An 8643-nucleotide genomic window follows, 5' to 3' on the forward strand; every position below is an offset into this window, starting at 1 on the left:
TGATTATCTGCCATGGTGCAGTGATATAAAGACAATATGTAAATAAACCCGTTATGATACAAATAACTGTTTGTTCACAACGGGTTTTGTTTATAACATCATAGACACTGATTTATCTGACGCTTACTTTAGTATTTCATCTAGTTAAGCATTTTTATTGTGCTAAGTATTCAATGATAGTCCGTGTAATCACAAATAAAGGAATACGGCTTGATATAGTTAGACCTTTAGCTTCTGCGATAGGTTCAGAATGACCAATTAAAGCTACATCTGCAATTTTTTCAAGATTGGTATTTTCTTTACAGCAACAAGTAACAATTTTAGCACCCACAGTTTTTACTGCTTGAGCAGCTTCAAATAATTCTGGTGTAGAATTATTCACACTTAAAAAAATCACTGTATCATTTTTTTCAACGATTCTATCCATTTTTTTCATCCACATAACATCTTTGACAATGATTGTAGTATAACCAAATAATTGTAAATACATTTGTAATTCTTCGGAGACTAGTGTTGTAAATCCTCTGGAAACAAGAAATATACGATTTGCAAATTGAATATATTCAATGGTTTGCAAAATCTTCCTTGTATCCAATTGATCAATTGTTTGTGCTGTTTCACGATATGATTTTGCTAACGATTCGTTTAAAATATGTGAAGTATTGCTTATTTTTCGTTGTTCCTGTTGTTCAACATATGAGTAGCGTAAATCAGACATACTTTGATAACCACACTTACGTATCGCACGTGAAACAGTTGCAGGAGAAGTAAAAGTTTTTCTGGCAATGGTTGTTATGGATGTATCCATAAGGGTATCTACGTGTTCATTGATATAGTCAATGATAACCTTTTCCGATTCTGATAAAGTATTATATCCCTCTTTCGATAATTGTATAAACATTTAAAAAAACCTCGCTTTTTAAGAGTATGACATATTTGAAAATGATTTTCATTTTTATTGGAAATCTTCTTTTTTTGTGGTTCTGTTTTCGCTTTACAGGTATTGTAAGCACTTTTGTCAAGAAATTATAATATAGGTGTAAATCAAATGTACGTATATTTTGATCTAAAACGTTTGGATGTTTAAATGGCTGGACACCTGAACTAGAGGAGGATTTTTATTACATGTATGTTACATTAAAAGAAGTTTTAAAAGAAGCAGATGAATTAAATATGGCTGTGGGGGCCTTTAATACGCATAATTTAGAAATGATGCCAGCTATCATTAAAGCTGCAGTTAAACAAAATATGCCTGTTATTGTACAAACCAGCTGTGGAACAGCCAATTATGTTGGACATCGAAATCTTGTAGCCATTGCCAAATCATTGGCGGAAGAATACGGTATCAATGTTGTACTTCATTTGGATCATGCCCAGGATTTTAGTGAAATCCGTAAAGCTATTGATGCGGGATACAGCTCTGTTATGTTTGATGGTTCAGCTTTGCCACTTAAAGAAAATATTTTAGGAACCAAACGCGTAATTGATTATGCACATCCAAGAGGTGTTAGTGTAGAAGCAGAATTAGGAACCGTTGGTGGAACGGAAAATGGTATTGTTGTCGATCAAACAAATGTACATTATACACAGCCAGAAGCTGCTATAGAATTTGTAAAACACACGGGTATAGATGCATTAGCAGTAGCCATAGGAACCAACCATGGTCAATATAAATCAAAAACCAATATCAACTTTAAACAATTAAAGAAAATCAACGATGCTATTGATATTCCATTGGTTATTCATGGTGGAACGGGCGTCAAAGATGAAGACGTTAAAAAAGTTATTGATTTAGGCATTCGTAAATTCAACGTTGGAACCGAACTGTTGGTGGGTTGGAATCGAACTGCTAAAGAATGTTACAATTCCAACAAAGAAAATACATCCAACCGAGAAAATGTCATTCCTTGTTTGAAAAAGATTGATGAGATTGTTCAGCAAAAAATCAACTTATTCAAAAATATAAAATAAGGAAACTTTATGAGAGCAGGATTCTATACGGGTAATTATACATATGAAGTTCGAGACGTACCGGAAAGAGCTCCTATAAAAGATGAAGTAAAAATAGAAGTTGCATGGTGTGGTCTTTGTGGTACAGACCTTCATAAATTTAATGGACAAAATGGTGCCAGCGTGGTAAATCCACCTATTATTTTGGGACACGAATGTTCAGGAATCGTTGTAGAAGTGGGACCAGAATGTAAATACTTTAAGCCTGGGGATCGGGTCACCTGTGATCCAAGCTATGGCTGTGGAAAATGCATTTGGTGTCAACAAGGGTTACCGAATTTTTGCTTAGAACGACATGGTGTTGCAAAAGGATTTGCTGATTATGTATATCCACCGGAACAGAATGTTTATCATATCAGCAACCATTTGGATCTGCAGTCTGCTGCTTTAGCTGAACCTTTATCTTGTGTAATTCATGGATTGGATCTAATCCAGATACAAAGTGGTAAAACCGTTGCTATATATGGCATGGGATCTATTGGGTTATTGATGTTACAACTTGTCCGTTATACAGGGGCAGGAAAAATCATTGTTGTAGAAAAAGAAACTATCAAGCAAAAATTAGCTTTAAAATTAGGCGCTGATATGGCTGTAAATAGTGATCAATTAGAGCAGATTAGCAAAGAAGAGAATATTGACTATGTGATTGAATGTATTGGATTGAAAAAAACTATGGAACAAGCAATTCATGTAGCCGGTAAAAATGCCAAAGTTTTATTATTTGGATTGGGCAATCCAAAACAACCTTTACAATTCAATCAATTTGAAGCATATACAAAAGAATTAAGTATTTATACATCATATTTAAATCCCCAAACAACCAATCGTGCAGTACATTTTTTAGAAAGTGGTTTATTAAACATAAAGGACATGATTAGTGCAGAATTGAGTTTAGAAGAAATGGGAAATGAATTAAGAAATCATATATATTCTAAGCAAGGCAAAGTCATGGTGTATTTATCTGGAAAAAGATAGGAGGAAATAATGTTATTATCCGCAATTTTAGTTGCTCTATTAGCAACAATGGGACAATGGTGGTTTTTTGGCCCCGTTACAAAATGCTTAGTATATCCGCTAACAACTGGAACCTTAGTTGGTGTCTTTATGGGTGATCCAATGACCGGTATGTTGGCGGGTGCTAATATTCAGTTAATTTATCTAGGATGGATTTCAGCAGGTGGAACCATGCCAAGCAATACAATTGTTGCAGGTATCTTTGGTACTGCAATGACAATATTAACAGGATCAAATCCAACGATGTCGGTTACATTTGCTATTCCATTTAGTATGTTCGGATTGTTACTGAATCAAATTTACATGACTGTCAATGCTGCATGGATTCATCAAGCCGATCATTTGCTAGAAAAAGGTAATATCCGTGGCGTTCGGATCATGAACTTTTTGCCTTCATTCTGCATGGCATTTATATTATATGGTATTCCGGCTTTTTTATTAGTAACAACAGGAAGCGGATGGGCAACACAATTGATTCATGCCGTACCTGAAAATATTATCCATGCATTGGAAGTTGTTGGTGGTATTATGCCTGCACTTGGAGTCGCAATGTTATTGAATTATTTAGGTAAGAAAAAATTGATTCCTTGGTTCTTTGGTGGTTTCTTCTTGACAGCATATTCTGGTTTGGGTTTAACAGCAATCTCTATTTTCTCAGCAATTATAGCTATCATCATTTATATGAATGACTCTGCTAAAACAGCACAAACAGTAGTAACAGCGAAAAAAGTAAAACGTTTGAGCGTTGATAAAAAAATCAATACGGTTACTGTAGGTAGTGATGATGTCCCAACTGCAACAATAAGTGAAAATAAACCAAGAGAAGTTTTACCATATACGAAAAAATTATCAAAGAAAACTCTGGTTAAAACATGGTTGTGGACAACCAGTACTGAAGCTTGTTACAACTATGAACGTTTGCAAGCATTAGGTATTGCGAATTTAATGATTACACCGATCCGTGCCTTATATGATACCAAAGAAAAGCAGGTCGAAGAATTGAAAAAATATATGGAATTCTATAATTCTGAAGTATTTACAATCGGTCCAATTATCAACGGAATTACCTGCTCAATGGAAGAAGCACGTGCTAATGGCGAAAATGTATCCGCCAAAGATATTAATGCGGTACGTACTGGATTGATGGGACCTGTTGCCGGTATCGGCGATACCATTATGCAAGGTATTTTGTTCCCAATTTTATTTGGTATTGGCTGTTCAATGGCGTTAGATGGTAGCTATTTAGGTCCAATCTTATCCTTTGTTATTTTTGAAGCATTAATTTTCTCTTGCGGATATTTCATGTTCATGACAGGTTATAAACAAGGAAAAACATCATTACTAAGAATATTAAAAAACGGTACCATCGATAAAATCATCAATGCATTTAGTATTGTTGGCTTGATGGTTGTAGGTGCCATGGCTGCAACACGTGTAACCATTAATACAAATCTGGCATTTACAGTTGGTGAAGGGACAACAAAACTTCAAAGCGTTTTAGATTCACTGGCTCCCGGTTTGATCCCATTAGGTATAACAATGTTAGTTTGGTGGATGTTACGAAAAAAAGTCAATACCATTTGGATTATCATAGCTATCTTCTTAATTGGTTTTATCGGTTACTTTACAGGCATTTTGGGATACACAGGTTAATAACAGAAAGTGGGTGCTGAATGGTAAACATTATATTGATCAGTCATGGTGACATGTGTCTAGGTATGCTCGATGGTTTAAAAATGATCGGCGGCGGGGATTATGGCGTTAAAGCCCTCCCCCTCGTACCAGGCACAACTCCCGAAACATATCGTGCAAATTTAGCAAAATTGATTGAAGAAAGTAGAGACAAAAGCAACGATGGAACTTTAATCTTATCAGATATTGCCGGTGGCACCCCTTATTTGAGCGCAGCCTATTTATCCAAAGATTACAAACTGGCATTGGTTAGTGGTATGAATATGCCAATGTTGCTAACTTTGGCATTAGAAAGAAACGATGATTCCACGTTGAATTCTTTACTTGAAAAAGCAGAGAGTACATATAAAAGAGCTTATAAAGCAACAACATTTAGAAAAGGAGAAAAAAAGAATCGTGCAAAACTTAGTATTAACAAGAATCGATGACCGATTGATTCACGGACAGGTTATGACAGCTTGGATAAAGAATAAAAATGCTCAACAAGTTGTAATTGTTGATGATGATGTAGCCAATGATGAATACATGATTGAAGTATTGGAAATGGCAATACCTGAAGAAATTCCAATTGGGATTTTCACCAAAGAAGAAGGTGTAGAATTCTTCTCACAAGGATTGGATGCACCAACCATTTTGTTAGTCAAAGGGCCAGGTGTTCTGAATTACTTGATTGATCACAATGTCCCTATTGATGCCATTGATGTTGGTGGAATGGGCGCAAGAAGTGATAGATCTACTCTATATAAAAATATTTCCACAAGTCCAGAAGAAAATGAAGAATTTAAAAAACTATTAGATAAAAATGTCAACGTATTTATTCAAGTAATGCCACAAAATAAACCCGTATCCGTGGCTGAGTATATAAAGTAAAAAGAAGGAAGTTATTTATGGATAAAGAAAGAATGGATGGGCGCGTTATCGTTATTACAGGAGGTAGCAGCGGAATGGGCGCTGCTATGGCAAAAGATTTTTCAAAACGCGGCGCTAAAATTGCTGTCTATGATTTAAATAAAGAAAAAGGGCAACAAATAGTCGATGAAATCAAAGCAAAAGGAAATATAGCTGAATTTTTCAAAGTTGATGTCACCAATAAACAAGCCATTGAGGATGCAACCAATCAAGTGGAAATACAATTAGGCCCTTTAACCAACTGGGTTAACTCAGCTGGTATTTCTAGAATGGTTCCTTTCTTGGATTGTAGTGAAGAATTATGGAATCTAACATTGAATGTCAATTTAAAAGCTACTTTCTTATGTTGTCAGGTTGCAATTTCACACATGCTAAATAACGGCAAAGGTGAAATTGTGAATATGTGTTCTCTATCAGGTAAAAAGCCTAGTTCTTGGCAGACAATCTATTGTGCAAGTAAATTTGGCGTTTTAGGTTTGACACAATCCATTGCTAAAGAATTTGCAGACAAAAATATTCGTTTAAACTGTATCTGCCCAGGTATCGTACATACCGAAATGTGGGATAAATTAAAATATGAATATGCAAAGAAACGAAATTTAGATCCAGAAGAAGTTTTACCATATTTTGAAAAGCAAATTCCAATGCATCGTTTGGTTGATTTACAAGATGTGATTAATGCTGCTGTGTTCTTATTGACCGATAATTCCAGCTATTTGACAGGACAATCTATTAATCTTGTCGGTGGTGAATGGATGGATTAATATGACTGCACTTGCTTTCAGTGGACCGAAACAATTATATTACCAGCTTTACAGCCAATTGTTTCAAAGTATATATAGTGGTCAGTATAAAATAGGTGATATTATGCCCACTGAAAATTCATTGGCAGAAAATCTACATGTAAGTCGAACTACTGTACGAAGTGCCATGGAAATGCTGGTACAGGAAGGCATGATAAAAAGACAACGTGGTAAAGGGAGTATTGTTATATCCAATACACCAAAAAGTGCGTTGAGCCATGTTGTCAGTTATGCAAAGAAAAATGATATTGATAAAGGAAATATATACAATAAGGTGTTAATTTTACATATTGATAAAGGCTTATTAGATATTAATCATGATCTACATTTAGATAAAAAAGCTGAAATCATCCATATGGAAAGAATTCATTATGTAAATGAAGAGCCATGTTATCTAGTCGTTAATTACTTTGAAAAAGCATATGTTCCAGACATTATGGATCATGATTTTTCAAAAGAATCACTTCGTGCTTTCTTAAAATTACATTATGGCATTCTATGGGAATGTGCCACACAAGAAATTTATTGCATTCTTGCGGATGATGAAAAAGCCAATCAATTTAAAATCAAAAAAAACAGTCCTCTTATGTTGGTAAAAAGAATCTCTTATGATAAAAACAATTTACCGCGAGAAGTTGTTTATACATATTATCGTGCTGATTTATACCACCTTGAAATTAAACTATCGAATGAATGTATATGAAACAAACATTAGTTTTATTGGCTGGTTATCCAGGAACAGGAAAAACATATTTAAGCCAATTGATCCAACAGAAAATTGGTGCATTTCAAGAAGTAAGTCCTGATACAATCAAAGAGAGAAATTGGGATATTTTTGGCTTTGATACATTACAAGAAAAAGAATCATTGATCCAGCTGAGCTGGAAAGAATACTATTTAGAAATAGAAGAATGGTTTAAAAGAAACAAAAATGTCATTTCGGATTATCCGTTCAGTAGTAAGCAACATGATCAATTACATCATCTTACAGATAAATATCAATATCAAGTTATAACTGTACGTCTGATTAGTGATTTAAATATTCTCTTTGAACGACAAAAAAATCGAGATTTGAATACAAATAGACATCTGGGCCATATTGTTCTACAGTATCATAAAGGCATGAAATTACAAAATCACAAACAAGCAGATAATTTATTAACAAAAGAAGAATTTTTTGATCGTTGCTTAAATCGTGGCTATCAATCATTTTCATTAGGAAAATTGTATGAAGTGGATGTCACTGATTTTTCTAAAGTGGATTATTCAACATTATTAAATAACATTAAACAAGATATATATAACTCTTAAATGAATATATATATACTCTAAATTTATATGTATTTTAGGCGATGAATATTCCAAGATGACGGAGCCATCCATTCCATTTCTCAGAACCACCTATTCAATGAAAAATGAGCCACTTCAATCACAATCAACATCCTGAAGTGGCTTTGATTCATCTATTGTTTAATTTTTGAATTTCTTCTAAAAGATATTCTGTTTCCTCTTTTGCATATTTTCTAACAAGTTTTTCATGAAAAGTTTGGTTATAATAATTTCTCAAACAATTGTAACAAGAAGTATTTTCATCGCAACAATCTTGAGAAACCTTATCTAATGTGCTATTTAGAACCTTAATAAAAGCATCTTTATCTACCAACCTTTTTGAATGTCCTGCTCCACCAGGCACATTATCAAAAATAAGAATATCATAACTGTATGTCTCAAAATTACTATCAAGAACACCATCTATATCATTACGTTCAATATCTAAAGCATTGCTCATTCCTTCTAATAATGCGTACATAAAAGACAATGCTTTTGAATAAGCTTTATCTTTACTGTCTGCGTCAATTAGTTTTAAAGAAGGAATGTTAAATCGAGCCACATCTGTTCTAAAACTGTGCCCTAATTCGATTTTTTGTAATGTTTTATTATTACAATCAAATTGTCGATAATTTTTATGTTCTTTGACTAGGTTTTTCAAAATAGAATTTCTACGAGCAATTTGTGTATATCCACAAATGGGGCATATGTGGAAAGTCTCTTTATTTTTTACCAATAGCTCATCATTTGCACTTGTTATGTAAGCGTCAGATAAATCAGTGTCTATGATGTTATAAACAAAACCCGTTGTGAACAAACAGTTATTTGTATCATAACGGGTTTATTTACATATTGTCTTTATATCACTGCACCATGGCAGATAATC

10 protein-coding genes are annotated in these 8643 nt (G+C 33.9%); 8 read left to right on the plus strand and 2 right to left on the minus strand.

Translation table 11 applies throughout. The features are described 5' to 3' along the window. Positions 1-154: 154 nt before the first annotated feature. Positions 155-901, minus strand: coding sequence for a MurR/RpiR family transcriptional regulator (locus MOZ64_RS11470; protein ID WP_320326689.1), 747 nt, complete (start codon positions 899-901; stop codon positions 155-157). A gap of 224 nt (positions 902-1125) precedes the next feature. Between MOZ64_RS11470 and MOZ64_RS11475 the strand changes: the two genes are divergently transcribed. Genes MOZ64_RS11475 through MOZ64_RS11510 form a run of 8 tightly spaced genes read left to right on the plus strand, consistent with a single transcriptional unit; the run spans position 1126 to position 7739 of the window. Further along, on the plus strand, positions 1126-1971 hold the full coding sequence (locus MOZ64_RS11475; RefSeq protein ID WP_320326690.1) for a class II fructose-bisphosphate aldolase: 846 nt from the start codon (positions 1126-1128) through the stop codon (positions 1969-1971). Positions 1972-1980: 9 nt separating this feature from the next. Further along, positions 1981-2985 (plus strand): zinc-dependent alcohol dehydrogenase family protein, encoded by a 1005-nt coding sequence (locus tag MOZ64_RS11480; protein ID WP_320326691.1) that lies wholly within the window; start codon positions 1981-1983, stop codon positions 2983-2985. Between the two features lie 9 nt (positions 2986-2994). Further along, positions 2995-4677 (plus strand): PTS system mannose/fructose/sorbose family transporter subunit IID, encoded by a 1683-nt coding sequence (locus MOZ64_RS11485; RefSeq protein ID WP_320326692.1) that lies wholly within the window; start codon positions 2995-2997, stop codon positions 4675-4677. 20 nt (positions 4678-4697) lie between these two features. Beyond that, positions 4698-5144 carry a PTS sugar transporter subunit IIA gene (locus tag MOZ64_RS11490; protein WP_320326693.1) on the plus strand — a complete coding sequence of 149 codons (447 nt, stop codon included), beginning with the start codon at positions 4698-4700 and terminating at the stop codon, positions 5142-5144. Continuing rightward, a complete protein-coding gene (locus tag MOZ64_RS11495) occupies positions 5113-5586 on the plus strand; it encodes a PTS sugar transporter subunit IIB (RefSeq protein WP_320326694.1) in 474 nt (157 codons plus the stop codon). The genes MOZ64_RS11490 and MOZ64_RS11495 overlap by 32 nt, the downstream gene beginning before the upstream one ends. Positions 5587-5603: 17 nt before the next feature. Then, positions 5604-6389, plus strand: coding sequence for an SDR family NAD(P)-dependent oxidoreductase (locus MOZ64_RS11500; RefSeq protein ID WP_320326695.1), 786 nt, complete (start codon positions 5604-5606; stop codon positions 6387-6389). 1 nt (position 6390) lies between these two features. Continuing rightward, entirely contained in the window at positions 6391-7131 is a 741-nt protein-coding gene (locus tag MOZ64_RS11505; RefSeq protein WP_320326696.1) for a GntR family transcriptional regulator, read from the plus strand. Next, a complete protein-coding gene (locus MOZ64_RS11510) occupies positions 7128-7739 on the plus strand; it encodes a P-loop nucleotide/nucleoside kinase family protein (RefSeq protein ID WP_320326697.1) in 612 nt (203 codons plus the stop codon). The genes MOZ64_RS11505 and MOZ64_RS11510 overlap by 4 nt, the downstream gene beginning before the upstream one ends. Before the next feature lie 148 nt (positions 7740-7887). On the opposite strand, the gene MOZ64_RS11515 is transcribed toward MOZ64_RS11510, so the two are convergent. After that, on the minus strand, positions 7888-8574 hold the full coding sequence (locus tag MOZ64_RS11515; RefSeq protein ID WP_320326698.1) for an MrfA Zn-binding domain-containing protein: 687 nt from the start codon (positions 8572-8574) through the stop codon (positions 7888-7890). Between the last annotated feature and the right edge of the window lie 69 nt (positions 8575-8643).

Source organism: Absicoccus intestinalis (genome assembly GCF_033971885.1).
GTDB lineage: Bacteria > Bacillota_I > Bacilli_A > Erysipelotrichales > Erysipelotrichaceae > Absicoccus > Absicoccus intestinalis.